The organism is Aeromonas sp. s1(2024) (assembly GCF_040908005.1).
Lineage (GTDB): Bacteria > Pseudomonadota > Gammaproteobacteria > Enterobacterales > Aeromonadaceae > Aeromonas > Aeromonas caviae.
Window position 1 is genome coordinate 36,546 of the sequence record NZ_JBFOCW010000012.1, and the last position, 24,218, is coordinate 60,763.

General features: G+C 60.9%; 20 protein-coding genes, 1 tRNA gene and 1 pseudogene. 11 read left to right on the top strand and 11 right to left on the bottom strand.

Annotated features, from left to right (window positions below):
* Positions 1–251: 251 nt before the first annotated feature.
* Positions 252–428: a hypothetical protein gene (locus AB5Y70_RS02950; protein ID WP_103243883.1), complete on the bottom strand. Its 177-nt coding sequence runs from the start codon at positions 426–428 to the stop codon at positions 252–254.
* Positions 429–1,174: 746 nt separating this feature from the next.
* Between AB5Y70_RS02950 and arcA the strand changes: the two genes are divergently transcribed.
* From arcA to AB5Y70_RS02970, 4 genes are all read left to right on the top strand, one after another.
* Positions 1,175–2,395 (top strand): arginine deiminase, encoded by a 1,221-nt coding sequence (gene arcA / locus AB5Y70_RS02955; RefSeq protein WP_010676011.1) that lies wholly within the window; start codon positions 1,175–1,177, stop codon positions 2,393–2,395.
* A gap of 62 nt (positions 2,396–2,457) precedes the next feature.
* Positions 2,458–3,384, top strand: coding sequence for a carbamate kinase (locus AB5Y70_RS02960; RefSeq protein ID WP_368175924.1), 927 nt, complete (start codon positions 2,458–2,460; stop codon positions 3,382–3,384).
* Positions 3,385–3,485: 101 nt separating this feature from the next.
* Positions 3,486–4,490, top strand: a complete 1,005-nt coding sequence (gene argF / locus AB5Y70_RS02965) for an ornithine carbamoyltransferase (RefSeq protein ID WP_368175925.1) — start codon at positions 3,486–3,488, stop codon at positions 4,488–4,490.
* Between the two features lie 123 nt (positions 4,491–4,613).
* On the top strand, positions 4,614–6,020 hold the full coding sequence (locus tag AB5Y70_RS02970) for a YfcC family protein (protein ID WP_368175926.1): 1,407 nt from the start codon (positions 4,614–4,616) through the stop codon (positions 6,018–6,020).
* 154 nt (positions 6,021–6,174) lie between these two features.
* Here AB5Y70_RS02970 and AB5Y70_RS02975 read toward each other — a convergent pair whose 3' ends face one another.
* The 4 genes from AB5Y70_RS02975 to AB5Y70_RS02990 all read right to left on the bottom strand — a co-directional run bounded on the left by AB5Y70_RS02975 (position 6,175) and on the right by AB5Y70_RS02990 (position 9,103).
* Positions 6,175–6,666, bottom strand: a complete 492-nt coding sequence (locus AB5Y70_RS02975) for an arginine repressor (protein WP_039039633.1) — start codon at positions 6,664–6,666, stop codon at positions 6,175–6,177.
* Positions 6,667–6,884: 218 nt separating this feature from the next.
* Positions 6,885–7,349: an aspartate carbamoyltransferase regulatory subunit gene (gene pyrI / locus AB5Y70_RS02980; protein WP_010676006.1), complete on the bottom strand. Its 465-nt coding sequence runs from the start codon at positions 7,347–7,349 to the stop codon at positions 6,885–6,887.
* 16 nt (positions 7,350–7,365) lie between these two features.
* Positions 7,366–8,286, bottom strand: a complete 921-nt coding sequence (pyrB, locus tag AB5Y70_RS02985) for an aspartate carbamoyltransferase (RefSeq protein WP_199770520.1) — start codon at positions 8,284–8,286, stop codon at positions 7,366–7,368.
* Between the two features lie 274 nt (positions 8,287–8,560).
* The gene (locus AB5Y70_RS02990) at positions 8,561–9,103 is read right to left on the bottom strand and encodes a hypothetical protein (RefSeq protein ID WP_042015644.1); all 543 of its coding nucleotides are present in this window, start codon (positions 9,101–9,103) and stop codon (positions 8,561–8,563) included.
* A 202-nt stretch (positions 9,104–9,305) separates the two neighbouring features.
* On the opposite strand from AB5Y70_RS02990, the gene AB5Y70_RS02995 reads away from it, so the two are divergent.
* Positions 9,306–9,382: transfer RNA gene (locus AB5Y70_RS02995), tRNA-Trp, on the top strand.
* Between the two features lie 164 nt (positions 9,383–9,546).
* Here AB5Y70_RS02995 and AB5Y70_RS03000 read toward each other — a convergent pair.
* From AB5Y70_RS03000 to AB5Y70_RS03010, 3 genes and pseudogenes are all read right to left on the bottom strand, one after another.
* Positions 9,547–11,211 (bottom strand): tetratricopeptide repeat protein, encoded by a 1,665-nt coding sequence (locus AB5Y70_RS03000; RefSeq protein WP_368175927.1) that lies wholly within the window; start codon positions 11,209–11,211, stop codon positions 9,547–9,549.
* Positions 11,162–12,463 (bottom strand): ATP-binding protein, encoded by a 1,302-nt coding sequence (locus AB5Y70_RS03005; protein WP_201985319.1) that lies wholly within the window; start codon positions 12,461–12,463, stop codon positions 11,162–11,164. Before AB5Y70_RS03005 ends, AB5Y70_RS03000 begins: the two co-directional genes overlap by 50 nt.
* 174 nt (positions 12,464–12,637) lie before the next feature.
* Positions 12,638–12,876, bottom strand: a pseudogene (locus AB5Y70_RS03010) (IS4 family transposase); the annotation flags it as partial.
* A gap of 222 nt (positions 12,877–13,098) precedes the next feature.
* Between AB5Y70_RS03010 and AB5Y70_RS03015 the strand changes: the two are divergent.
* Entirely contained in the window at positions 13,099–14,988 is a 1,890-nt protein-coding gene (locus tag AB5Y70_RS03015) for a methyl-accepting chemotaxis protein (RefSeq protein WP_368175928.1), read from the top strand.
* A 128-nt stretch (positions 14,989–15,116) separates the two neighbouring features.
* Here AB5Y70_RS03015 and AB5Y70_RS03020 read toward each other — a convergent pair whose 3' ends face one another.
* The 3 genes from AB5Y70_RS03020 to AB5Y70_RS03030 are packed head-to-tail and all read right to left on the bottom strand — an operon-like array spanning position 15,117 to position 17,003.
* Complete coding sequence (locus tag AB5Y70_RS03020) at positions 15,117–15,560, bottom strand: N-acetyltransferase family protein (RefSeq protein ID WP_368175929.1); 444 nt, start codon at positions 15,558–15,560, stop codon at positions 15,117–15,119.
* Positions 15,557–16,078, bottom strand: a complete 522-nt coding sequence (locus tag AB5Y70_RS03025; protein ID WP_368175930.1) for a lipocalin family protein — start codon at positions 16,076–16,078, stop codon at positions 15,557–15,559. The genes AB5Y70_RS03020 and AB5Y70_RS03025 overlap by 4 nt, the downstream gene beginning before the upstream one ends.
* Position 16,079: 1 nt before the next feature.
* Positions 16,080–17,003, bottom strand: coding sequence for an AraC family transcriptional regulator (locus AB5Y70_RS03030; protein ID WP_049636041.1), 924 nt, complete (start codon positions 17,001–17,003; stop codon positions 16,080–16,082).
* 118 nt (positions 17,004–17,121) lie between these two features.
* Here AB5Y70_RS03030 and yqhD point away from each other — a divergent pair, with 118 nt between their 5' ends.
* The 5 genes from yqhD to AB5Y70_RS03055 all read left to right on the top strand — a co-directional run bounded on the left by yqhD (position 17,122) and on the right by AB5Y70_RS03055 (position 24,152).
* Complete coding sequence (yqhD, locus tag AB5Y70_RS03035) at positions 17,122–18,282, top strand: alcohol dehydrogenase (RefSeq protein ID WP_101530909.1); 1,161 nt, start codon at positions 17,122–17,124, stop codon at positions 18,280–18,282.
* A gap of 506 nt (positions 18,283–18,788) precedes the next feature.
* Positions 18,789–20,315 (top strand): Re/Si-specific NAD(P)(+) transhydrogenase subunit alpha, encoded by a 1,527-nt coding sequence (locus AB5Y70_RS03040; RefSeq protein WP_025202523.1) that lies wholly within the window; start codon positions 18,789–18,791, stop codon positions 20,313–20,315.
* Positions 20,316–20,326: 11 nt separating this feature from the next.
* Complete coding sequence (gene pntB, locus AB5Y70_RS03045) at positions 20,327–21,811, top strand: Re/Si-specific NAD(P)(+) transhydrogenase subunit beta (RefSeq protein ID WP_010675995.1); 1,485 nt, start codon at positions 20,327–20,329, stop codon at positions 21,809–21,811.
* A gap of 335 nt (positions 21,812–22,146) precedes the next feature.
* Positions 22,147–22,818 carry a transcriptional regulator gene (locus AB5Y70_RS03050; protein ID WP_043153940.1) on the top strand — a complete coding sequence of 224 codons (672 nt, stop codon included), beginning with the start codon at positions 22,147–22,149 and terminating at the stop codon, positions 22,816–22,818.
* Between the two features lie 26 nt (positions 22,819–22,844).
* A complete protein-coding gene (locus AB5Y70_RS03055) occupies positions 22,845–24,152 on the top strand; it encodes a serine dehydratase subunit alpha family protein (protein ID WP_199767377.1) in 1,308 nt (435 codons plus the stop codon).
* The last annotated feature ends 66 nt before the right edge of the window (positions 24,153–24,218 follow it).

Consider the following 24,218-nt stretch of genomic DNA (forward strand, 5'->3'; position numbering starts at 1 on the left):
GCATCTTCCGACTATGGCGAGAATTTTGTTGGCACTTTACTTACGCAGTAGATGGCGAATATCTCACAAGGCGTTTAACTGCGGTTCAGAATCCGGGGAGGCCGGTCAGTGTCGATCGCAGATGAGGGTGGAGGAGGGCAACGGGCATGATGCAGGTGGCGTGGTCCGGATCCCATTCAGGAGATAAAGGAGGTAAAGGAGGGAAAGCTGAGATGACCCAAGAGGAGATCGCCTCCCCTTGGGCGAGAGGGTCAGGGATGCTGGCTGCCACCGTGCCATTGGCATAGGTAGGCGGGGACCAGCATCTGGGGTGCCTGGTCAACGTGACAGACCACCAGCGGCATGGCGGGGGCTCCCTGGGCATGCACCAAGGCCGGTGTCATGGGCAGGACCAGGGCGACGAACAGAAACAGCGACGGGATCTTCATGGTTATCTCCTTGGTGACGGGAACGAATGTGACAAGCATCACTTTTTGAGTTAAGGCGAACCCGAAATCGGCGCAAGGTGACTGAAAAAATTCAACTAATGAAAAAACTTTGAATCCCGGTTGCACTCCGGTCGGTGAAAAAGCCGCCATCAGGATGCGTGCAAAATGCATATCCATATAAAAGAGATAGTGCACACGGCTTGGCGATGAGGCTCGCCATCTGGCCCGGGCAGGCCGCCATGATCTGGGACAAGAGATGGATTATTCAGCGATAAAGGAGCAGGTGATTATTTATGTGAGAGCAAACGGGATGATAAGCGAGGATAAATTCAAAGTTGGGTGAAGTTTATTCAAAAAATGAGCATTTTGATTTTAATGTAATGATTTATTTGATGTTTTTTATTGGTGGCTATCCATTTCTGGATATCATGGATGAATGAAATTGCGCTCTTTGTGGAATATATTGGGGCCTTATTGCGTATTTATGCCGGATGGAGGGTGAGGGAAATGTCAGATATGTAAACTCCATCATAAATTAACTTCTGAATTTATGCAGTCTCGGGTGAATGTGATCAATGTCCAAGTTTGGTGGAGTTGCCAGACCTAATCTCTGCGTCGAAAGGCAAGGGCAGGATAGAACATAAGCCGAGTACCCTACATAAAGAATATCCCGCCTTAGCCACGAGCCTGAATAGAAGGAATCTATTCAATCACTCGCAGGGACCACAGCTAGACGGAATATCATCATGAGCAAATTTTATGTAGGTTCTGAAGTTGGCCAGTTGCGCCGTGTCATGTTGCACCGCCCCAACCTCAGTCTGAAGCGTCTGACCCCTTCCAACTGCCAGGATCTGCTGTTTGACGACGTCCTGTCCGTGGAACGTGCCGGTCAGGAGCACGACAAATTCGCTCAGGTACTGCGCGATCAGAATGTCGAAGTCTTCCTCCTGACCAATCTGCTGGCGGAAACCCTGGACGTGCCGGAAGCCAAAGCCTGGCTGCTGCAACACCAGGTCTCCGACTATCGCCTCGGCACTGCCCTGGCCAACGACGTGCGCTGCTTCCTGGCGGACATGCCTCACCGCGAGCTGGCCCGCATCCTCTCCGGCGGCCTCACCTACTCCGAGATGCCCTACAGCGGCGTCAACATGGTGGTCGGCATGCATGCCCCGACCGATTTCATCATCGAACCGCTGCCCAACCACCTCTTTACCCGCGACACCTCCTGCTGGGTCTATGGCGGCGTCTCCATCAACCCCATGGCCAAGGCCGCCCGTCGTCGCGAGACCAACCACGTGAAGGCCATCTACCGCTGGCACCCGCAGTTTGCCGGTCAGGAGTTCATCAAGTACTTCGGTGACGAGGAGCGCGACTACGACAACTCCACCATCGAAGGGGGCGACGTCCTGGTCATCGGCCGAGGCGCCGTGCTCATCGGCATGTCCGAGCGCACCACGCCGCAAGGGGTGGAGCATCTGGCCCGCAGCCTGTTCAAGCACGGTCAGGCCAAGCAGGTCATCGCCATGGAGCTGCCGAAACACCGCAGCTGCATGCACCTCGACACCGTCATGACCCACATGGATGTCGACACCTTCTCCGTCTATCCGGAAGTCATCCGCAAGGATGTGAACTGCTGGAGCCTGACCCCGGGCGGTGCCACCGGGATGAACATCAAGGAAGAGGGTTACTTCGTGACCGCCATCGAGAAGGCGCTGGGGGTGGATCAGCTCAGGCTCATCACCACCGGCGGCGACAGCTTCGAGGCCGAGCGGGAGCAGTGGAACGACGCCAACAACGTGCTGACCGTGCGCCCCGGCGTGGTGGTGGGTTACGAGCGCAACACCTACACCAACGAGAAGTACGACAAGGCCGGCATCACTGTGCTGCCCATCCCGGGTGAAGAGCTGGGACGTGGTCGCGGCGGCGCCCGCTGCATGAGCTGCCCGATGGAACGTGACGGCATCTGACAAGACGGCGTGGCGCCGGCAGAGGCTGGCGCCACACACACCCGAATTCGAGAGTAACACCCATGAAAAAACCAACTGTCGTCGTCGCCCTGGGGGGCAATGCCCTGCTCCGCCGCGGTGAACCTCTGGAAGCCGACATCCAGCGCAAGAACATCGCCACCGCCGCCAAGACCATCGCCCGCATCGCCGAGGATTACAACGTGGTGCTGGTGCACGGCAACGGCCCGCAAGTCGGCCTGCTGGCCCTGCAGAACAGCGCCTACACCAAGGTCTCCCCCTATCCCCTGGATGTGCTGGGTGCCGAGTCCCAGGGCATGATCGGCTACATGCTGATCCAGGAATTGAAGAACCTGATGCCGAGCCGCAACGTCACCGCCCTGCTGACCCAGGTGCAGGTTGATCCGAAGGATCCGGCGTTTGCCAACCCGACCAAGTTTATCGGCCCGGTTTATGAAGAAGTGGAGGCCCGCGCCCTGGCTGCCGAGAAGCAGTGGTCGGTCAAGGCAGACGGCAAGTTCTTCCGCCGCGTGGTGCCGTCCCCGCTGCCCCAGCGCATCGTCGAAGGCGACGCCATCGAAACCCTGATTGCCCAGGGTCACCTCATCATCTGTACCGGTGGTGGTGGCATCCCGGTGACCTGGGATGGCCAGAGCCTGACCGGCATCGAGGCCGTCATCGACAAGGACATGTCTGCCGCCTACCTGGCCAAGCAGATCAAGGCCGACGCCCTGCTGATCCTGACGGACGCCGATGCCGTCTATCTGGACTGGGGCAAGCCGACCCAGCGTCCGCTGCGGGTCAGCAGCCCGGACGAGCTGGCCGGGGTCAAGTTCGATGCAGGCTCCATGGGGCCCAAGGTCGAAGCCTCCTGTGAATTTGTCAAGGCGACCGGCGGCATGGTCGGCATCGGCTCCCTGGAAGATGGCCTCGCCATCCTCAAGGGGGAAGCCGGCACCAATATCGTCGCCACCCGTACCGTGAATGCGTAATTGAAACTCGGCCCTCTGGGGTCTGCACAAATCTGTACTGAAGAATGCGTAGTCAACACTACTGCCTAAATTGGTCTGAACAAATATAGAGAGAACTCATCATGGCTTTTAATCTGCGTAACCGTAACTTCCTGAAACTGCTGGACTTCACCCCGCGCGAAATCCAGTACATGATCGATCTGGCCATCGACCTGAAGAAAGCCAAATACGGTGGCTATGAGCGCAAGCATCTGGTCGGCAAGAACATTGCCCTGATCTTCGAGAAGACCTCCACCCGCACCCGTTGTGCATTTGAAGTGGCGGCCTTCGACCAGGGCGCCCAGGTCTCCTACCTCGGCCCGAGCGGTTCCCAAATCGGTCACAAGGAGTCCATGAAGGACACCGCCCGGGTGCTGGGCCGCATGTATGACGGCATCGAATACCGCGGCTACGGCCAGGAGATCGTCGAAGAGCTGGGGGCCCACGCCGGTGTGCCGGTGTGGAACGGCCTGACCAACGAATTCCACCCGACTCAGATCCTGGCGGACTTCATGACCATGCTGGAGCACGGCAAGGGCAAACGTCTGGATCAGATCAAGTTCGCCTACCTGGGTGACGCCCGCAACAACATGGGCAACTCCCTGATGGTGGGTGCCGCCAAGATGGGCATGGACATCCGTCTGGTGGCGCCGAAAGCCTTCTGGCCGGAAGAGGAGCTGGTTGCCACCTGCCGCCTCATCGCCGAAGAGACCGGGGCGCGCATCCACCTGACCGAAGACGTGAAAGAGGGTGTGCTGGGTGCCGACTTCCTCTACACCGACGTCTGGGTCTCCATGGGTGAAGCGAAGGAAGCCTGGGATCAACGGGTGAAGCTGATGACCCCGTATCAGGTCAACATGGACGTCATCAACGCCACCAAGAACCCTGACGTGAAGTTCATGCACTGCCTGCCGGCCTTCCACAACGACGAGACCACCATGGGCAAGGAAGTGGCCGACAAATACGGTATGAAAGGCCTGGAAGTAACCGAGGACGTGTTCGAATCCGACCACTCCATCGTGTTTGACGAGGCCGAAAACCGGATGCACACCATCAAGGCAGTGATGGTTGCTACGCTGGGCGACTGAGGTCGCAGTAGTGGTGCCGGGGGGCGACCCCCGGCTTTTCGACCATGTGACAGCGGCATAATACCTCCAACCCTACGACCCGCAGCCTGCATGGATACCACACCCACAGAAGGAAGCTGGACCATGACCAAATTCAAGTTCCCGTCAGCCTACACGATTTTGTTTGTGCTGATCGCCCTGGTGGCCGCCCTGAGCTGGATAGTGCCCGCCGGCAAATACGAGATGACCATGAACGAGGCCCTCGGCAAGGAAGTGCCGGTGGCCGGTACCTACAAGCTGGTGGATGCCAATCCCCAGGGGATCGTCGATGTGCTGCTGGCACCGATCGACGGTCTCTACAACCACGACACCTATGAGGCTGGCGCCATCGACGTCTCCCTCTTCATCCTGATCATCGGTGGCTTCCTCGGCATCGTGACCAAGACAGGTGCCATCGACGCCGGCATCGAGCGCGTCACCGACCGCCTGCGCGGCCGCGAGGAGTGGATGATCCCCATCCTGATGGCGCTGTTCGCCGCAGGGGGCACCATTTACGGCATGGCAGAAGAGTCCCTGCCGTTCTACACCCTGCTGGTGCCTGTGATGATGGCCGCCCGCTTCGACCCGGTCGTCGCCGCCGCCACCGTGCTGCTGGGGGCCGGCATCGGTACCCTGGGCTCCACCATCAACCCGTTCGCCACCGTGATCGCCGCCAACGCCGCTGGCATCTCCTTCACCGACGGCATCTGGCTGCGGGTCGCCATGCTGGTGGCCGGGTGGATCCTCTGTGTCGCCTACGTGATGCGCTACGCCAAGATGGTGCGCAACGATCCGAGCAAGTCCCTGGTGGCCGACAAGTGGGAAGAGAACCGCGCCCACTTCCTCGGCAACAAGAGTGACGAGATGCTGGAGTTCACCACCACCCGCAAGATCGTGCTGGGCATCTTCGTCGCCGCCTTTGCCGTGATGATCTACGGGGTGGCCGTGCTGGGCTGGTGGATGGCGCAGATCTCCGGCGTGTTCCTGGCTGCCGCCATCATCGTCGGCGTCATCTCCCGCATGAGCGAGGAGGAGCTGACCTCCAACTTCATCGACGGTGCCCGCGATCTGCTCGGCGTGGCCCTCATCATCGGTATCGCCCGCGGTATCGTGGTGGTGATGGACAACGGCATGATCACCCACACCATTTTGCACAGCGCAGAGGGGATCGTGACCGGCCTCTCCACCATCGTCTTCATCAACGTGATGTTCGTGCTGGAAGTGGTGCTCTCCTTCTTGGTGCCGTCCTCCTCCGGTCTGGCGGTGCTGACCATGCCGATCATGGCGCCGCTCGCCGACTTCGCCAACGTGGGCCGCGAGCTGGTGGTCACCGCCTACCAGTCCGCTTCCGGCCTGGTGAACCTGGTGACCCCGACCTCCGCCGTGGTCATGGGGGGGCTGGCCATTGCCAAGGTGCCCTATGTGCGCTGGCTGAAGTGGGTGGCCCCGCTGCTCGGCATGCTGACCGTGCTGATCGTGCTCTGCCTGAGCCTGGGCGCCGTGCTGGCATGAATGCCGACAGACATAGGGACAACAACGGGAGCCTGGGGCTCCCGTTTTTTATGGCTGGCAAGGCAGGGCGCCCGGCCTCTCCCGTGGCTTGGCTCCTTGCCGCGCGGGCAACAAAAAGGCGACCCCGGGGTCGCCTTCTGGCATCCAGCAGGGGTCAGCGGGCGTTTTCCAGGGTGCGCACCACGGCGGCGTGAGCCTGGCGGGTTCGGCTGATGTGGCGCGGGGCGATCAGTACCACGTCGTTGCCGGCCACGGCCCCCAGGATCTCGGGATTGGCGTTGCGATCCAGCAGGCGAGCCACCACGGTAGCGGCCCCCGGGGTGGTATGCACCAGCACCATCTGCTGGTTGTGGACCACGGCGCGCACCATGTCGTGGATGGAGCGGGTGCTGCCGGCGGGCTCCAGCTGCTCGTCCACCAGGGTGTAGACCTTCTTGCCGTTGGCGTTCTGGGCCTTGGCGACCCCGAGACGGCGCAGCAGGCGGGAGATGGTGGACTGGCTGATGTCCGCAAAACCGCGGGCGGAGAGCTCGCGGCGGATCTCCTCCTGGGTGCTGTAGCAGTGCTGGCCGATGATCTGGCGGCAGGCGTCGAGCTGGGCCAGGTCGGACTCTGGTTCTGCTGGGCGGCTGAGGGTGTTGACCATGGCGACTTCCTTTGGCGATGAGCGATGGCGGTCTCGCCCAGTCTGTCGTTCCGGCTTTTCATAGCGAAAAACACTAATGAGGAGCACTCAAGCAGGGGATGAGCGAGGTATATCCATTACGGGATGGCAAATTATAACCAAAGGGGGAATAAGTGATGTGACAGGGTTCAAAAATGGGCCCGATGGGGCCCACATGGATATCTTTTGTCGGCAGGAAATCAGTAGCGTTCGCTGACGATGTCCTGGGTGAAGGACTTCTCGCAGTATTTGCACTTCATCCGCACCGCCCCTTTCACCTCGCGCACCCGGAAGTAGCTTTCCACCGGTTCGTTGTGGGAAATGCAGTTGGAGTTGGGGCAGTGGAAGACCCCTTCGATGAACTCCGGCAGCGCCAGTTGGTGCTTCTTCACCACCACGAAGTCTTCGATGATGTTGACGGTCGCCTTGGGGGCGAACAGGGCGAGCTGGTTGGCCTGCTGCTCGGTCAGACGGGTGTTCTCGATCTTGATGAGATCCTTCTTGCCGAGGGCGCCGGATTTGAGGTTGAAGCCGACGGTGATCCGCTCCTGGGTCTCGATCAGCTGGAACAGCTTGAGGATCTTGATGCCCTGGCCGGCGGGGACGTGGTCGATGACGGAGCCGTGGCGGATGGCTTCGACTTGCAGTTGGTTCTTCTCGGACATGATGTTCCCCTTTCCCTTAGACGGTTTCGTTCAGTACCAGTGCCAGCAGTGCCTGGCGGGCATAGACCCCGTTCTCCGCCTGCTGGAAGTAGTAGGCGTGGGGGGTCTTGTCGACGGCGACCTCGATCTCGTCAACCCGGGGCAGGGGATGGAGGATCTTCATGGTGGGCTTGGCCCCTTCCAGGGTCGCCAGCTCCAGAACGAACTTGGCGGCCATGTGCTTGTACTCGGTCTCGTCGAAGCGCTCCTTCTGGACGCGGGTCATGTAGAGGATGTCGAGCTCCGGCATCACCTCTTCCATGGTCTCGTGCACGCTGAAGCGGATGCCCTTCTCTTCCAGCTCCTCACAGAGGTAGTCCGGCATGGCCAGCGCCTCCGGCGAGATGAAGAAGAAGCGGCAGTTGAACAGGCTCAGGGCCTGGGCCAGGGAGTGGACGGTGCGGCCGTACTTCAGGTCACCGACGAAGGCGACGTTGAGGCCGTCCAGCTTGCCTTGGGTCTCGTGGATGGAGAAGAGGTCGAGCAGGGTCTGGGTGGGATGCTGGTTGGAGCCGTCACCGCCGTTGATGACCGGCACCCGGGAGAACTCGGAGGCCAGACGGGCTGCCCCTTCCTTCGGGTGGCGCATCACCACCGCATCGGTGTAGGAGCTGATGATCTTGATGGAGTCGGCCAGAGTCTCGCCCTTCTTGGCGCTGGTGTTGCCGCCGTCGGCGAAGCCGATGATGTCGCCACCCAGGCGCTGGACCGCGGTCTCGAAGGAGAGACGGGTGCGGGTGGAGGCTTCGAAGAAGCAACTGGCGACCAGCTTGTCTTTCAGCAGGCGGCTGTCGGGTTCGGCCTTCAACCGCTGTGCGGTGGCGACCACCAGTTCCATGTCGGACCGGGTCAGATCCGAGATGGAGATGACGTGTTTGTTATAGAGTGGATTGGTCATCGTCTGCATTCCCTTTGGCATCAATGAAGGTTTTTCCGGCACAAAAAAAAGCCCCTGAAACAGGGGCTCTTTTCAAAAAAAACGGGGGATCTGTGGGACGGGAACCGGAAACAACGGGGCCGCTCTGGTGCGCTCCACCCGTCTGCAAGGCTGCTTTTTTCATCAAAAACGGCATTGTCCTGTCCCGACCTTTTTCAAAACCGCACCGATTATAGGGCTGGTTTTTGAATTGTCAAAAATTTATTTCAGAGGCAGGATTTGGCCGGAAAAACGTTTAAGTGTCGCGAACGGGTCGACAAATCCAGAGTGCGTGCTGCGCCTGCAAGGGGGCGCCATCGGCGGCCATGCTGCGCAGGTAGCCGAGCCTGTGGTGCCCCTCCAGCAGGCAGTAGGGATGGGGCAGGGGGTGACCGTCCGGGTAGCAGGTTCCCGGGGCGGTGGCGAGGACGATGACAGGCTCGGACCAGGTGCCCCGGTGCAGCATGTCATCGCCGAGCCAGGAGCGGCGCACGTAGCGGTTGCTGCGCAGCATCTCGCCCCAGCGATCGATCACCTCCATGTGGCGGGAGTCTATCTGCTCGATAATCTGCGCGGTGGGCCAGTGCTCGCACTCGAACTGGTGGCTGGCGAGATCGATAAAGCTCCAGTTGGATTCAAAACCGCGCCAATGACGGTAAATCCACTGGGCGAGCACATTGGAGGGAATGGAGGGCACCAGGGGAGAGACTCTGTCCAGATAGTCGGCCAGGGTCTCCGTCTTGCGCTCATCCCGGAAGTTGAGGGGCGCAAGCTGTTGCAGCAGTCGGTAATTGAGCATGGGCAGCCTCCCTGAGCCTGGTTTCACCCTACCCCCATTTGTGTCCCATTCCTACCCCGTCGGGGCTGCAAATACAGCAGCTTACCCCCGCTCCTTGTTGGAATTGCGGGGATCTGCTCGTCATTTGTTCGATCGCATCGAAAGTGAGAAAAAAAGCCTTTACCTTTGACCTCCGCTTTGTATACTACGCCTCGTTTGTTGCAGGGGCGTAGTTCCAATTGGTAGAACAGCGGTCTCCAAAACCGATGGTTGCGGGTTCGAGTCCTGCCGCCCCTGCCATTTTCAGAAAGGCCAGCTCATTGAGCTGGCCTTTCGCATTTCTGTCATCTGATGAAATTCCGATTATTCCCTCCGTCGCAGCCACCTGTTTCGGTGTTTATTAAAGAGTGCTTGAGTGTGACGACTCAAGCACTCCTGTTGATGCATTGTGCCATGGCGGGGTGCTAGTGCGGCTGTTCAAGGGCTTTACTCTCCTCGAAGGCGGCCTGCGCCGCCTCCAATCGCCCTTGGTCATTGGCAATATTCCCCAGCTTGTTTAACACAATGGATAGATCCCACAACACTTGCGGACTGTCGCCGAGGCTGGCTCGCAGGCTGCGGCAAAGAGTCAGGCTCTCCTCAAATAGGGCCTGGGCGGCTTCAAGCCGCCCCTGGGCATGGGCAACATCACCAAGTCGTTCGAGTGAGACGGAAAGATCCCGCAGCTTCTGCGGGCTATCGCCGAGGCTGGCTCGCAGGCTGCGGCAAAAGGTCAGGCTCTCCTCAAAGGCTGCTTGGGCGGCTTCAAGCCTCCCCTGGGCGTGGGCAATATCACCCAGCCTGTTTAACGCGACGAAGAGATCTCGCAGCACTTGCGGGGTATCGCCGAGGCTGGCTCGCAGGCTGCGGCGAAGGGTCAGGCTCTCCTCAAAGGCGGCCTGGGCGGCGTCAAGCCGCCCCTGGGCGTGGGCAACATCGCCAAGTCGTTCGAGTGAGATGGATAGATCCCGCAGCACCTGCGGGCTATCGCCGAGACTGGCTCGCAGATTGTGGCGCAGGGCAAGGCTCTCCTCAACGGCGGCTTGGGCGGTTTCAAGTCGACCTTGTATGAGAGCGATATCTCCCAGCTTATTTAACCCCACGGAGAGATCCCGCAGCACCTGCGGGGTATCGCCAAGGCTGGCTCGCAGGCTGCGGCAAAGGGTCAGGCTTTCTTCACAGGCGGTCTGGACGATCTCAAGTCGTCCCTGAGCCCGAGCGATATCAGCGAGGTTATTCAGAGAGACTGAAAGATCTCTTAGCATCTGGGGCTGCTGCCCCCATTTGCTTACAAGAGAGCGAAACGTCGCGTTCGCTTTCTGTTCAAGCTCGAACGCCTCCTCGAATAGATGAATGCGACACAGCATCTTTGCCAGTTGAGATTGGGCTACTGCAAGGTGTCGCATATTTTTTGCAGACGGTTTTTTCTGACATGCGTTTTCGGCGCGCCTGAGCGCCTCACGCCGACTGCTCACCTGTTGGTCGAGGGTGGCCCGATCCTCCGGGAGCGGTGGGATAGGGGGCTCGTGAAAAATATCTGGTTGAGCGAGCATCCGGGGTAATTCGATAAGCTGCTGGCGGATGCTCCAAAGGTCTGGCGCCATGGTCACGATGTGCGGAGCAAAAGAGAGGGGCAGCTGGATAAACAAGGGGCTATTGAGGCGCTTTTCCAGTTCTGAGCGGCGTTTATTGAGAATGGAGAGGATGGTCTTTCGTGCGCGATCCCAGGGTTGCTCTGTTTGGCTTGATTCTGGTGAGGCATTGACTACAGCATCCACCGCCGATAACTCAAGCCACACCGGGGCGCCTTGAGTGCGCGTCTCGTCAAACAGCTCGGCGATTAGGGTGGTTTCGGCCTTTCTTGCATCCGTTGAGCGGAGCCATCTTAGTGGCTTGCAGTGGGATCGCATCAGGTCGTTGACGTGCTCGCGCAGGGTGATAGCGGCGCGACTGTCTTCTACCAGTACAAAGAAAAGGGAGAAGTCCTGATGCCAATCCAGCAGCAGCTTAATTTCAGTCCAAAGTCGTTCGAGATGATTATCAGACATGTTGGTAAATGATCGGGGGAACTTGATACCAGATACTGCCATTTTGATAGTTCAGTACCAATGAATGATCGAACAGACGAATAATGGGTGGCAGATCTTTTTCCAGCGCAGTCATGTGCTGTGCCAAATTACCACTCTCTCTCTTGCAGTGTTCTAGCCATTTCCGGTCTTCGGCGTTTAGCCAATGCAGATGTTTGGTTTCCTCCACTATGGCCTGAGTGATGGCTTCGCTCTGCATATCCGCGAGTGGATAACCTGACTTTATCAGCTCCGCCTTTCTGATACTGAGCCTGATGAGAGAAAACATGCGCCTGAGGTTACCACCAGATAGCCAGGCCAGTTCGCTCATGATTTCTAATGTGATATAGCGCACCCAGTCAGGACGTCGCCTATTAACCACTTCCAATATTTTATCGATGCCGGACTGATTTTTTTCTGGCATCTGACCTTGCTCCGGCTTGTTCATCACCTTGAAGTTAGAGAGTGAGTAGGTCCCAGAATAGAATTGATCGATATTAGGTAACACGGCATGCAGATAGGGTGGTGTAGTGTAGATGACGGTAATGTCAGGGAACGATAAACGATCAGGAAAATTAAAGAAGAGATCCTTCAGTGAGTCATAAAGAACCTGTTCGTGGCCAGATGGGGCTGACAAACGCTCCAGAGAGTCGACGATAAGCACCAATTTATTCTGTCCGGTTTTGGCTTTTACCTGGTCGGCGACTTCCTTGGCAAAGGTATTGGCATCTATAAAAAATTGACTGGAGGCGCGAGCGAACTGGATCAGCTCTTTTTTGAAGGACGGATTATCCCGCAGTGAAAAGGCAGCTTCGATATTGGCCATCTTCAAGGTTGGTTTAAGCTCGACATCACTGGTCAGGGCTCGTTTGGTACGTTCCCAGATGCTTTCTGTGAGGAAGTTTTTTCCAAATTTTATTTCAATCCCATGGGATAGCCCGGCCAAGGCGGTAAAAACCAGTTCGGTTTGGGTGATCTCCGGTTCATTTAAATCGAGGTAATCACCTGCATCACAATAAAATACCGGAATGTTTTCTTGTTCGAGTTCGAGCATCAGTTTCTTTAGCTCGGTGGTTTTACCTGCACCCCTGAGGCCGGAAAATAAATAACAACCCGGAGAGTCTTCCCAATCTATAGCTTGTTTTATTTCGGCAACGATATCGTGGGCTGCATCGGGAGAACGATTTACATAATAGGTTGCCACATCTTTGTCACGCAATGCGGTATCCAAAAATGCATTGTGAAAATCTTTGGGGCTCCATGCTGTCTCGTTCATGATATTTCACCGAAAAAACAAAATAAGTGCTCGAGAATAACATGCGCAAGGCGGCGCTGTCACTGGGCAGTGTCATGGGGGGAAAATGCAGAATATTTAAAATAATTCAATAAAATCAACACGATAAAGTGGTTTTTCGCAGGTTATGTACAGGGCCTTAAGCGGCGAGCCCATTTAAATGTCTTCCAACGTCCTGTTCTGTATCGATTTGCTCTGCTTGATTCGGCAGGCGTTCTTGGCCAAATACTCGGCTGTCTCCATGCCAGTATTTCCATTATTCCTGTCAGGGCACTATGAGCCACGGCTTCCAATAGAGGCAGCCACCACGTCACACTGCGCTTCGACGCTTCCAATATCGATAATGCCCCACTCATCACACTCTGCGCGCCCCGTCTTTTCATCATCAACGACAGCCGCTCGTCCGCGCCCAGTCACCCTCACCAGTGGATGGCGGGGGGCGCCTGAAGGAGGAGAGAGGAGGCGAGGATCTCGTGATTTTCGTGACTCACAGCAGCTCCTGTTGTCAAAAATAATCAAATTGAGGTGATTCACTAAAGTCCAGTGGGACTGCCGCCGATATCACCTACCAATATGGGGGTGTTCCTGGCCTCCTGTCACCACAAGGATTTGTAGTCATGACTCTCTCGTTGCGCGGCAAGCTGCTCGCGGCCAGCCTGGGGGTAGTGCTGCTGATGGCAGCCCTGCTCGGTATTGTCGCCTTCCACACCCTCAAATCCCGCACCCTTGACGCCATCCAGAGCGAGGCGGTCAACTACGGCCACGCCCACTCGATGGCCATCGGCAACTGGCTTGAGGATCGCAAGCACGCGGTCGACGCCCTGGCCGCCGTCATTGCGCGCGACCCCGACACGGCCCTGGTGCCCCACCTGTTGCAAACCCGCACCTCCGGCGGTTTCGGCCTCACCTATTTTGGTTCGGCGCAGGGGGAGATGACCCGCCACGATCCCGCCCTCAACACCGCCAACTATGACCCCAGGGCCCGCCCCTGGTACCAGAACGCCGACAAGGCGGGCAAGCTCATCGTCACGCCGCCCTATGTCAGCGTGACCATGCAGCAGATGGTGGTGACCCTGGCCGAGCCGGTGAGCCATCAGGGCCGGGTGATCGGGGTGGCCGGGGCGGATCTCTCCCTCGACGCCCTCATCGACGAGGTGCTGGCCATGAAGGTACAGGGAGAGGGCTACGCCATGCTGCTCGATCGCACCGGCCTCATCGTCGGCCACCCGAACAAGGAGCTGGCGCTCAAGCAGGTGGCGGAGCTGGATCCCGGTCTCACCGGGGCGGCGCTGGATGCGTGGAGCCGCGACGGCGAGCTGCACGGCGCCAACCTGAACGGGCGCGAGGTGCTGCTCTCGGTGCAAGGCGTGCCCGGCACCGACTGGCTGCTCGCCATGGTGATGTACAAGGAGGTGCTGGAGGCGCCGCTCGCCTCCCTGCTGTGGCAACTGGTGGGGCTGACCCTGGTGCTGCTGCTGGTGTTCGGTGCCCTGCTCATCGCCATGTTCAACTACCTGTTCGCGGATCTGGGGCGGGTCTCCAGGGCGCTCGCCGACATCGCCCACGGGGAGGGGGATCTCACGGTGCAGATCGCCACCCGCAGCCAGGATGAGGTGGGGCAGCTGGCTCAGAACTTCAACCAGTTCGTGGCGCGACTGCACGGCATTGTCAGCCGGTTGCGGGACGTCACCGTCGAGCTGGCGGCCCAGTCCCGCACCCAGGCGGCGGGGGCCGAGGCCCGCAGCCAGCGGGTGCGCCAGCAGCAGGACGAGATCGTCATGGTGGCGACCGCGGTGACCGAGATGGCCTCCGCCACCCAGGAGATCGCCGGCAACGCCGAGTTTGCCGCCAACACCGCCGGTGATGCGGTGCGCCTCGCGGTGGCCGGCCAGTCCCAGGTCGGCCAGAGCCAGCGCAGCATCACGGGGCTGGCGGGGGAGGTCTCCGACGCCAGCCAGACCATCCACGAGCTGGATGGCCACGCCCAGCAGATCAGCGGCATTCTGGCCACCATCAGCGGCATCGCCGAGCAGACCAATCTGCTGGCCCTGAACGCCGCCATCGAGGCGGCCCGGGCCGGGGAGCAGGGGCGCGGCTTTGCCGTGGTGGCGGACGAGGTGCGGGTGCTGTCGCGCCGCACCCACGACTCCACCGCCGAGATCCAGCAGATGATCGAGGCGCTGCAGCAGACCACCCGCAAGGCGGTGGGCGGCATGGAGACCAGTCGCCAGCTGGCGGGCACCAGCGTGGAGGACGCCGAAGCGGCGAATCTCAGCCTGGGCAGGATCAACGAGGCCATCGGCGCCATCAGCGACATGGCGACCCAGATCGCGGCGGCGGCCGAGGAGCAGACCTCGGTGACCGGCGAGATCAGCCGCAACACCGAGAATATCCGCCACGTCTCCCAGGCGCTGGCGGCCCAGGCTGGCGAAGAGGCCGCCCAGGCGGCCCAGCTCAAGTCTCTTACCGAGCGGCTGGAGCAGGAGATCGGGCGCTTCCGGCTCTAGGCTGCGACCCGGATGTGACAAAGGCGACCCCGGGGTCGCCTTTATTCATCCTGTGTATGGATATTATTTCGTCATGCACCCGCTGAATAATGCCGGGTCCTGGCCCTGCAACGGGCGCAGGCAGAGGCTCAGAGAGGCTTGATGTAGCTGTAGAACTCGTTGTCCCGCTGGTAGCCGTGCCCCTCGTAGAGCGCCTGAGCCTGCCGGTTGTCGGTGGCGGTGCTCAGCATCAGGAAGGCGGCGCCCGTCTCCTGGTCGTGGCGATCGGCCCGCGCCAGCAGCACCTGGGCCACCCCCTGCTGGCGAGCCGCTGGCGCCACGAACAGATCGTACAGCAGCCAGACGGGCTTCAGGGCGAGGGAGCAGAACAGGGGATAGAGGTGGGCAAATCCCAGCACTTCTCCCGCCTCGCTCTGGGCCACGAAGAGCACCGACTCCCCGGCGGTGCAGCGCTCCAGCAGGAAGGCTTCGGCGGCCTCGGGCCGGGCAGGCAGCCGGTAGAACGCCCGGTATTCCACGAACAGGGGGGTGACCCGGGGAATGTCACCGGGGGTGGCCTGGAAGATCCTCATGGGGCGTTCCCCGCCGGATCCTGGCTGACCCAGATCAGCCGGTCGGTGGCAAAGCCGAGCCCTCTGGCCCGCTCGACCAGGGCCTCTACCTTCTCTTTGGGGGGATGGGGCGTGCGGGAGAGGATCCAGAGGTACTGGAGGTTGTAACTGCTCACCAGGGAGAGGTCATAGTCCGTCGCCAGCACGTTGTAGCTGCCGTAGAAGGGGCCGAAGAAGCTCACCTTGAGGCGCCCCTCGTCGCTGTCGCCCACGAAGTAGGCGCGCCCCTCGGCCTCGCGCCATTCCCCCTGTGCGTCCTGCCCCCGGTTGATCACCCTGACACCGCCGTCATCCCGCAGGCTGTAGGTGGCGGTGACCCGGTTCAGGCCGCGCTCGAAACCGTGATCGAGGCGGGCGATTTCGTACCAGGTGCCGAGGTAGCGGTCGAGCTGGAAGGGCTTGACCACCTGGTGTCCCGGTGGAATGCCGGTGCAGGCGGTGGCCAGCAGGGTCAGAACGAGCAGGATCAGTGTGCGCATGTCATCCCTCCACGATACGCAGTTGTCCCGAGCGGAAGCGTGCCGCGTGTTCGCTCGGGGTGTTGCCAAAGAAGCGTTTGTATTCGCGGCTGAACTGGGAGCCGCTCTCGTAGCCTACCTTGTCCGCCGCCACCCCGGCCTTGAGGCCGTCGTGCAGCATCATCAGCCGCGCCCGGTGCAGGCGCAGGGTCTTGATGTACTGCAGGGGCGAGGTGGCGGTGGCCGCCTTGAAGTGGTGGTGGAAGGCCGAGACGCTCATGTTCGCCTCCCGGGCCAGCTCCTCCACCGTCAGGTTCTCGGTAAAGCGCTGCTCCATGATACGCAGCACCCGGGCTATCTGGCTCACCTGGCTGTGACGGCTGGCCATGGCCAGCAGGGCGGGGGCCCCCCCTTCGTGCAGGGCGTGGAACAGGATCTCGCGCACGATCTGGGGCCCCAGCACCCGGGCGTGGAGCGGCTTGTCCATCACGTCGATGAGGCGCTCCACCGCGCAGAGCGTGGTCTCGGAGAGGGGCACGGAGACGACGCCGCGACCCGGTTCCGCCGGGGCGGGGGCCGCGTCCCCCATCTCCAGCAGCAGGGCCTGCAGCGCCGCCACGTCGATCTCCACCGAGAGCCCCACCAGGGGGGATTCGGGGGAGGCGAAGCACTCGCACTCGCAGGGCAGCGGCAGGGTCATCATCAGGTAGTGCTCGGGGTCGTAGCGGAAGGTGAAGTCCGAGAGATAGCCCACCTTGTGCCCCTGCAGGATGATGATCATGCGCGGGCGGTAGAGCACCGGGATGCGGTCGTGATGCTCCGTGGTGTAGATGAGGTGCACGCCGGGCACGGGGGCGGCGGTGATCCCCGGGTGGGGTGCCAGGGCGGCGAGTCGGCTGGCGAGGGCGGACTGGTGGGTCGCCGCGATGGGCTGATTTGTACTCATTTATCCAGGCTCAGTAGAAATAGGCAAGAAATCGGCAGAAAGCTCCCTTGATGGTAGGGGGTTATAAGAGAAAAATGCAACCCATACCTTACCGACTACGACCACCCCGGGAGATCCCATGAACAACTTCATCCTGCACACCCCCACCAAGGTGCTGTTCGGCAAGGGCCAGGTGGCCCAGCTGCGCGGCCAGATCCCCAGCGACGCCCGCATCCTCGTCACCTACGGCGGTGGCAGCGTGGTGCGCAGCGGCCTGCTGGACCAGATCCGCAGCGAGCTGGCCGGCCTGACCCTGTTTGAATTTGGCGGCATCGAGCCCAACCCCACCTACGAGACCCTGATGGGTGCCGTCGAACTGGCCCGCGCCGAGAAGGTCGACTTCCTGCTGGCAGTGGGTGGCGGCTCCGTGCTGGACGGCTCCAAGTTCATCGCCGCGGCGGCCCACTACGACCTGGCCAAGGACCCCTGGCACATCCTCGAGACCGTCGGCGGCGAGGTGGCCTCCGCCATTCCCCTGGGCAGCGTGCTGACCCTGCCGGCCACCGGCTCCGAGATGAACATGGGCGCCGTCATCACCCGCAAGAGCACAGGGGACAAGCAGCACTTCTTCTCGCCCTTCGTAATGCCGCGCTTCGCCGTGCTCGACCCCGTGCTCACCTACACCCTGCCCGCCCGTCAGGTGGCCAATGGGGTGGTGGATGCCTTCATCCACACCCTGGAGCAGTACCTCACCTACCCGGTGGATGCCAAGGTGCAGGATCGCTTTGCAGAAGGGCTGCTGCTGACCCTGGCGGAAGAGGGGCCCAAGGCGCTGGTGGAGCCGGAAAACTACGACGTGCGTGCCAACATCATGTGGAGCGCCACCCTGGCGCTGAACGGCCTGATCGGAGCCGGCGTGCCCCAAGACTGGGCCACCCACATGCTGGGCCACGAGATCACCGCCCTGCACGGTCTGGACCACGCCCAGACCCTGGCGGTGGTGCTGCCCGCCCTGCTGCAGGCCAAGCGCGAGCAGAAGCGCGCCAAGCTGCTGCAATACGCCGAGCGGGTCTGGGATCTGCGCAGCGGCAGTGACGAGGAGCGTATCGACGGTGCCATCGCCGCCACCCGCGACTTCTTCGAGCGGATGGGGATCAAGACCCGGCTGCGGGATTACGTGGCCGACGCCCGGATCGACGCCCTGCTGGCCAAGCTCGAAGAGCACGGCATGACCGCCCTGGGTGAGCACGGCGACATCGACCTGGCCCAGAGCCGGCATATTTATGAGGCGGCCTGGTAAGCAGAGCGCGCCTGAAACGGGCCGCAGGCCCGGTTGCACCAGGGGGCCCGAACCCGCCAGCAGGCGGGGACGCGGCCCCCTGATCGTTGCAAAATGGTTACTTTTTCCCTTTTCATCTCATCAGATGAGCCAACGGCAGATTTCGTAAGAACAAAAAACGCTAAGGTAGAGGCCGGGTTAAACATTTTTTTTGACTGGTTGGATCACTTTTTTTAGCGCTTTTTGCTGGTATAAGCCCCTAATTTGGTTTGTTTTTTTTAATCACGGTCCGGGATGGGCTGAATTCTGTACCCGCCCGCCCGGGGCCGTGGTTGTAATAAAACTCCAAAATTTGATACTAATCACCCTCGCGCCTGAAAAGCGGGGGCCTGACCGTGACAGGAGGTCGAGGTGAAGCCTGCTGATTTTCATAACAAAGGGCCCGTGACCTGCACTTTGATCATGCCTTGTCCCCTCAGACATGAGAGACTTGGCGATGATTGTTTATTAACCATCAGGGAATAGTCATGCAGATTGGAATACCGAGAGAGAGTCTCGCCGGTGAGACCCGGGTCGCAGCGACCCCGGCCACTGTCGAGCAGCTGAAAAAGCTCGGCTTCGAGGTTGCCATCGAGGCCGGTGCCGGCCTGCGAGCCAGCTTCGATGATGCCGCCTTCGAGGCTGCCGGTGCCAGCGTGGTACCGAACGTCTGGCAAGCCGACCTTGTCTTCAAGGTCAACGCGCCGACCGAGGCCGAAATCGCACAAATTAAGGATGGTGCCACCCTGGTGAGCTTCATCTGGCCCGCCCAGAACCCCGAGCTGGTCAAGAAGCTTTCCGAGCGCAACATCAATGTGATGGCGATGGACATGGTGCCGCGGATCTCCCGTGCCCAGTCCCTCGACGCCCTCTCTTCCATGGCCAACATCGGTGGCTATCGCGCCGTCGTGGAAGCCGCGCACCAGTTCGGTCGCTTCTTCACCGGCCAGATCACCGCCGCCGGTAAAGTACCGCCCGCCAAGGTGCTGGTCATCGGTGCCGGTGTGGCCGGTCTGGCCGCCATCGGGACCGCCGGTTCCCTCGGTGCCATCGTGCGTGCCTTCGATACCCGTCTGGAAGTGGCCGAGCAGATCGAGTCCATGGGTGGGGAATTCCTCAAGCTGGACTTCGGCGGCGAAGATGGCGCTTCCAGCGACGGTTACGCCAAGGTGATGAGCGAAGAGTTCATCAAGGCCGAGATGGCGCTGTTCGCCCAGCAGGCCAAGGAAGTGGACATCATCATCACTACCGCCCTGATCCCGGGCAAGCCGGCACCCAAGCTCATCACCAAGGAAATGGTGGACAGCATGAAGCCGGGCTCCGTCATCGTGGACATGGCGGCCCAGGCCGGCGGCAACTGCGAATACACGGTACCGGGTGAACTGCATGTCACCGACAACGGCGTCAAGGTGATCGGTTACACCGATCTGCCGGGCCGCCTGCCTGCCCAATCCTCCCAGCTCTACGGCACCAACCTGGTGAACCTGATGAAGCTGATGTGCAAGGAGAAGGACGGCAACGTCGCCATCGACTTCGAAGACGTGGTGCAGCGCAACATGACGGTGGTCCAGGCCGGTGAAGTGACCTTCCCGCCCCCCGCCATCTCCGTCTCTGCCGCCCCGCAGAAACCGGCTGCCGCCAAACCGGCCGCCAAGAAGGAAGAGGCCAAGCCCTCCAACAAGAAGTTCGTGTTCGGTGCCCTCGGCATCGCCGCCTTCGGTTGGGTGGCCGCCGTGGCGCCTGCCGCCTTCCTCTCCCACTTCACCGTCTTCATCCTGGCCTGCGTGGTCGGTTACTACGTGGTGTGGAACGTCTCTCACGCCCTGCACACACCGCTGATGTCGGTCACCAATGCCATCTCCGGCATCATCGTGGTCGGTGCGCTGTTGCAGATTGGACAAGGGTCGACCCTGGTCACCGTGCTGGCCTTTGTCGCCGTGCTGATTGCCAGTATCAACATCTTCGGTGGCTTCACCGTCACTCAGCGCATGCTGAAGATGTTCCGTAAGGATTAAGGGGGTTTAACGTGTCTCAAGGACTGGTAACAGCATCCTATATCGTTGCCGCCGTGCTCTTCATCCTCAGTCTCGCGGGACTGTCGAAGCAAGAAACGGCCAAGCATGGCAACCTGTTCGGTATCGCGGGGATGGCCATCGCCCTGCTCGCCACCGTCTTCAACCCGGAAACCAGTGGCGTCCACTGGATCATCCTGGCCATGGCCATCGGTGGCGCCATCGGCGTGCGTCTGGCCCTCAAGGTCGAGATGACCGAGATGCCCGAGCTGGTGGCCGTGCTGCACAGCTTCGTGGGCATGGCAGCGGTGCTGGTGGGCTTCAACAGCTTCATCGATCTGCACCCCTCCGCCCCCGCTGAAGTGGTGGTCTCCGTCGGTTCCAACCTGGATGCGACCCTGGCAGCCGCCCGGGCGGCGTTCGAGCAGGCGGCAAGCGTCGCCCAGGTCGAGCACCTCTCCGGCGCCATGCTGAACATCCACCTGGTGGAAGTGTTCCTGGGCGTCTTCATCGGTGCCGTGACCTTCACCGGTTCCGTGGTGGCGTTCGGCAAGCTGCGTGGCCTCATCTCTTCCAAGCCGCTGATGCTGCCGCACCGCCACAAGCTGAACCTGCTGGCCGTGGTGGTCTCCATCGCGCTGATGATCCACTTCGTCAACGCCGGTGGCTCCACCTTCGCCCTGCTGGTGATGACCCTGATCGCCTTCGCCTTCGGCTGGCACCTGGTCGCCTCCATCGGTGGTGCGGACATGCCGGTGGTGGTCTCCATGCTGAACTCCTACTCCGGTTGGGCGGCGGCGGCGGCGGGCTTCATGCTCTCCAATGACCTGCTGATCGTCACCGGTGCCCTGGTGGGTTCCTCCGGTGCCATCCTCTCCTACATCATGTGCAAGGCGATGAACCGCTCCTTCATCTCCGTGATCGCCGGTGGCTTCGGCTCCGACGGCGTGGCCTCCACCGCCGAGCAGGAGCTGGGCGAATACCGCGAGACCAACGCCGAAGACGTGGCCGACATGCTGAAGAACGCCAGCTCCGTCATCATCACCCCGGGCTACGGCATGGCGGTGGCGCAGGCCCAGTACCCGGTGGCCGAGATCACCCAGAAGCTGCGTGATCGCGGCGTCAAGGTGCGCTTCGGCATCCACCCGGTGGCCGGTCGTCTGCCTGGTCACATGAACGTGCTGCTGGCGGAAGCGAAAGTCCCCTATGACATCGTGCTGGAAATGGACGAGATCAACGATGACTTCGCCGACACCGACGTGGTGCTGGTGATCGGTGCCAACGACACCGTCAACCCGGCCGCCATGGAAGATCCGGGCAGCCCCATCGCCGGCATGCCGGTGCTGGAAGTGTGGAAGGCGCAGAACGTCATCGGCTTCAAGCGCTCCATGAACACTGGCTACGCCGGTGTCCAGAACCCGCTGTTCTTCAAGGAGAACACCCAGATGCTGTTTGGCGATGCCAAGGCCAGCGTCGAGGCCATCCTGAAGGCGCTGTAAGCGTTGACCGGATGAGACAAAAAGGGGGCTTCGGCCCCCTTTTTTTATGACCAGAGTGGATGACCGTGGCAGGGAACAGACAGGCTGTGGTGCCTGCCTGCCTGCCTGTCCGGACTGACTGACGAGCCCTGGCTCAATTAAAGTTGAGCAAAAGCACCAAAAAACCACCTTAAAGGCCTCTCATGGGGCCTTTTTGTCATTTCAGTCGTGATTTTGCTCACATTTTGTGGTGTTGTCTCACCAGTCGGGCATAATGCCCGCGCAAAAAGCGGATTTGCTCAATTTTATTTGAGTCCGCTGTGAATATCCTTACCCAACGTTGACCGGATGACCCCATGACCGAGGTAGCTCCCTTGCGCGACGCCAGCACACTGACCGATGAAGAGCGCCATCTGATCGCCAGCTTCGAGCCTGCGGTGGCGGCGCTGTCCGCCCTGTTTGGCCCGGGCTGCGAGGTGGTGCTGCACGCCTTTGACAGTCTGCACGCCTCCGTCATCAAGATTGCCAACGGCCACATCACCGGCCGCCAGGAGGGAGCGCCGGTCACCGATTTTGCGCTCGACAAGTTGCACAGTGCTGCCGGCAGCCAGTGGAGCAGCTATTTTTCCCGCACCCGGGAGGGCTCCCTGCTGAAGTCCTCGTCCATCACCATCAGCAACCGCGAGGGCAAACCCATCGGCATGCTGTGCGTGAATTTCAGCCTGGACACGCCCCTTGGCAGCCTGCTCGACACCTTTGCCCCGCCCGCAGTGCCCCCTGCCCACGGCACCGAGACCTTCGCCAGCTCGGTGGATGATCTGGTGGCGCAGGTGATCGCCAAGGTGGACAGGGATCCCGGGCTGGGCAGCAACGTGCGCAACAAGGCGATCGTGCACCGGCTCTACGACATGGGGATCTTCGAGATCAAGGATGCCGCCCAACTGGTGGCCGAACTGCTCGGCATCTCCCGCCATACCGTTTACCTGCATATCCGCAATCACAAGGCGGAACTGGCCGAACAACAATGACGAGCCCGCACGTGGGCGTCATGAACATGAGACATATCGCAATGAACGCACAATGGACCGACTTTATTACCCTGCTCAAGCGTGAAGTGGTGCCGGCCCTCGGCTGCACCGAGCCCATGTCGGTCGCCCTGGCGGCGGCCAACTGCCGCAAGCTGCTGGGGCAGGTACCGACTCGCACCCGCGTCTGGGTCAGCGGCAATCTGTTCAAGAACGGCATGGGGGTCGGCGTGCCCGGCACCGGCATGATCGGCCTGCCGGTGGCCGCCGCAGTGGGCATCACCGGTGGCAACCCGGGTGCCGGGCTGGAGGTGCTCAAGAGCCTCACACCGGATCAGGTCGAGGCGGCCAAGGGGCTGCTGCCCACCATAGAGGTGGATGTGAAGGATGTGCCCGACGTGCTCTACGCCGAGGTGCTGGCCGAAGTGGAGGGGCACAGCGCCCGGGTGGTGATCTGTACCGACCACACCCGCATCGTGCTGATGGAGAAGGATGGCGAGGTGCTGATGGTGCAGGACAGCGCCCCCGGGGTGCAGATCCAGCCAGCCAAGGCCGACAAGCCCGCCATGACCCTGAAGGAGATCGTGGCCTTCGCCCTGGAGGTGCCGCTGGCCGAGATCGACTTCATCCGCGAGGCGGCCACCATGAACCAGGCGCTGGCGGACGAAGGGCTGCAGGGCTATGGCCTGCGCATCGGCAAGATCCTCACCGACCAGGTGGAACGCAAGCTGCTTTCCGACGATCTGATGACCCTGGCCATGCGCCTGTCGTCTGCCGCCTCCGATGCGCGGATGGATGGCGCCATGCTGCCCGCCATGTCCAACTCCGGTTCCGGCAACCAGGGCATTGCCGCCACCATGCCGGTGGTCGCCGCCGCCCGCTTCCTCAAGGCCGATGACGAGCAGCTGGCCCGTGCCCTGGTGATGAGCCACCTGGTGGCCATCTACATCAAGGCCTACCAGAACAAGCTCTCCGCCCTGTGTGCCGCCAGTACCGCCGCCATGGGATCGGGGGCCGCCATCACCTGGCTGCTGGGGGGCCAGTTCGAGCAGATCAGCCACTGCATCAACAACATGATTGGGGATGTTTCCGGCATCATCTGCGACGGCGCCGGCAGCGCCTGCTCTATGAAGGTCTCCACCTCCACCTCGGCGGCGGTGAAATCCTCGCTGATGGCCATCAACAACCTGCGTGTGCCCCAGAGCGAAGGCATCGTCTCGGACGACGTGGACCAGACCATCGCCAACCTGGGCCGCCTCTCCAGGGAGGGGATGCTGGATACCGACATCGAGATCATCAACATCATGCGGGCCAAGCAGCAGGGTAAGCACCAGTGACCCCGGAGTGCCGCCGTCGGCCATAAAAAAACCGAAGCCAGTGGCTCCGGTTTTTCATTGTCCGTT

Coding starts and splice junctions, on each gene's coding strand:
- AB5Y70_RS02990 (WP_042015644.1), bottom strand. CDS start 9,103: ATGCTCAATTACCGACTGCTGCAACAGCTTGCGCCCCTCAACTTCCGG.
- AB5Y70_RS03030 (WP_049636041.1), bottom strand. CDS start 17,003: ATGAGTACAAATCAGCCCATCGCGGCGACCCACCAGTCCGCCCTCGCC.
- AB5Y70_RS02950 (WP_103243883.1), bottom strand. CDS start 428: ATGAAGATCCCGTCGCTGTTTCTGTTCGTCGCCCTGGTCCTGCCCATG.
- arcA (WP_010676011.1), top strand. CDS start 1,175: ATGAGCAAATTTTATGTAGGTTCTGAAGTTGGCCAGTTGCGCCGTGTC.
- AB5Y70_RS03040 (WP_025202523.1), top strand. CDS start 18,789: ATGCAGATTGGAATACCGAGAGAGAGTCTCGCCGGTGAGACCCGGGTC.
- AB5Y70_RS03020 (WP_368175929.1), bottom strand. CDS start 15,560: ATGAGGATCTTCCAGGCCACCCCCGGTGACATTCCCCGGGTCACCCCC.
- AB5Y70_RS03015 (WP_368175928.1), top strand. CDS start 13,099: ATGACTCTCTCGTTGCGCGGCAAGCTGCTCGCGGCCAGCCTGGGGGTA.
- yqhD (WP_101530909.1), top strand. CDS start 17,122: ATGAACAACTTCATCCTGCACACCCCCACCAAGGTGCTGTTCGGCAAG.
- AB5Y70_RS02970 (WP_368175926.1), top strand. CDS start 4,614: ATGACCAAATTCAAGTTCCCGTCAGCCTACACGATTTTGTTTGTGCTG.
- AB5Y70_RS03025 (WP_368175930.1), bottom strand. CDS start 16,078: ATGCGCACACTGATCCTGCTCGTTCTGACCCTGCTGGCCACCGCCTGC.
- argF (WP_368175925.1), top strand. CDS start 3,486: ATGGCTTTTAATCTGCGTAACCGTAACTTCCTGAAACTGCTGGACTTC.
- AB5Y70_RS02960 (WP_368175924.1), top strand. CDS start 2,458: ATGAAAAAACCAACTGTCGTCGTCGCCCTGGGGGGCAATGCCCTGCTC.
- AB5Y70_RS03050 (WP_043153940.1), top strand. CDS start 22,147: ATGACCGAGGTAGCTCCCTTGCGCGACGCCAGCACACTGACCGATGAA.
- AB5Y70_RS03000 (WP_368175927.1), bottom strand. CDS start 11,211: ATGGCAGTATCTGGTATCAAGTTCCCCCGATCATTTACCAACATGTCT.
- pyrB (WP_199770520.1), bottom strand. CDS start 8,286: ATGACCAATCCACTCTATAACAAACACGTCATCTCCATCTCGGATCTG.
- AB5Y70_RS03055 (WP_199767377.1), top strand. CDS start 22,845: ATGAGACATATCGCAATGAACGCACAATGGACCGACTTTATTACCCTG.
- AB5Y70_RS02975 (WP_039039633.1), bottom strand. CDS start 6,666: ATGGTCAACACCCTCAGCCGCCCAGCAGAACCAGAGTCCGACCTGGCC.
- pyrI (WP_010676006.1), bottom strand. CDS start 7,349: ATGTCCGAGAAGAACCAACTGCAAGTCGAAGCCATCCGCCACGGCTCC.
- AB5Y70_RS03005 (WP_201985319.1), bottom strand. CDS start 12,463: ATGAACGAGACAGCATGGAGCCCCAAAGATTTTCACAATGCATTTTTG.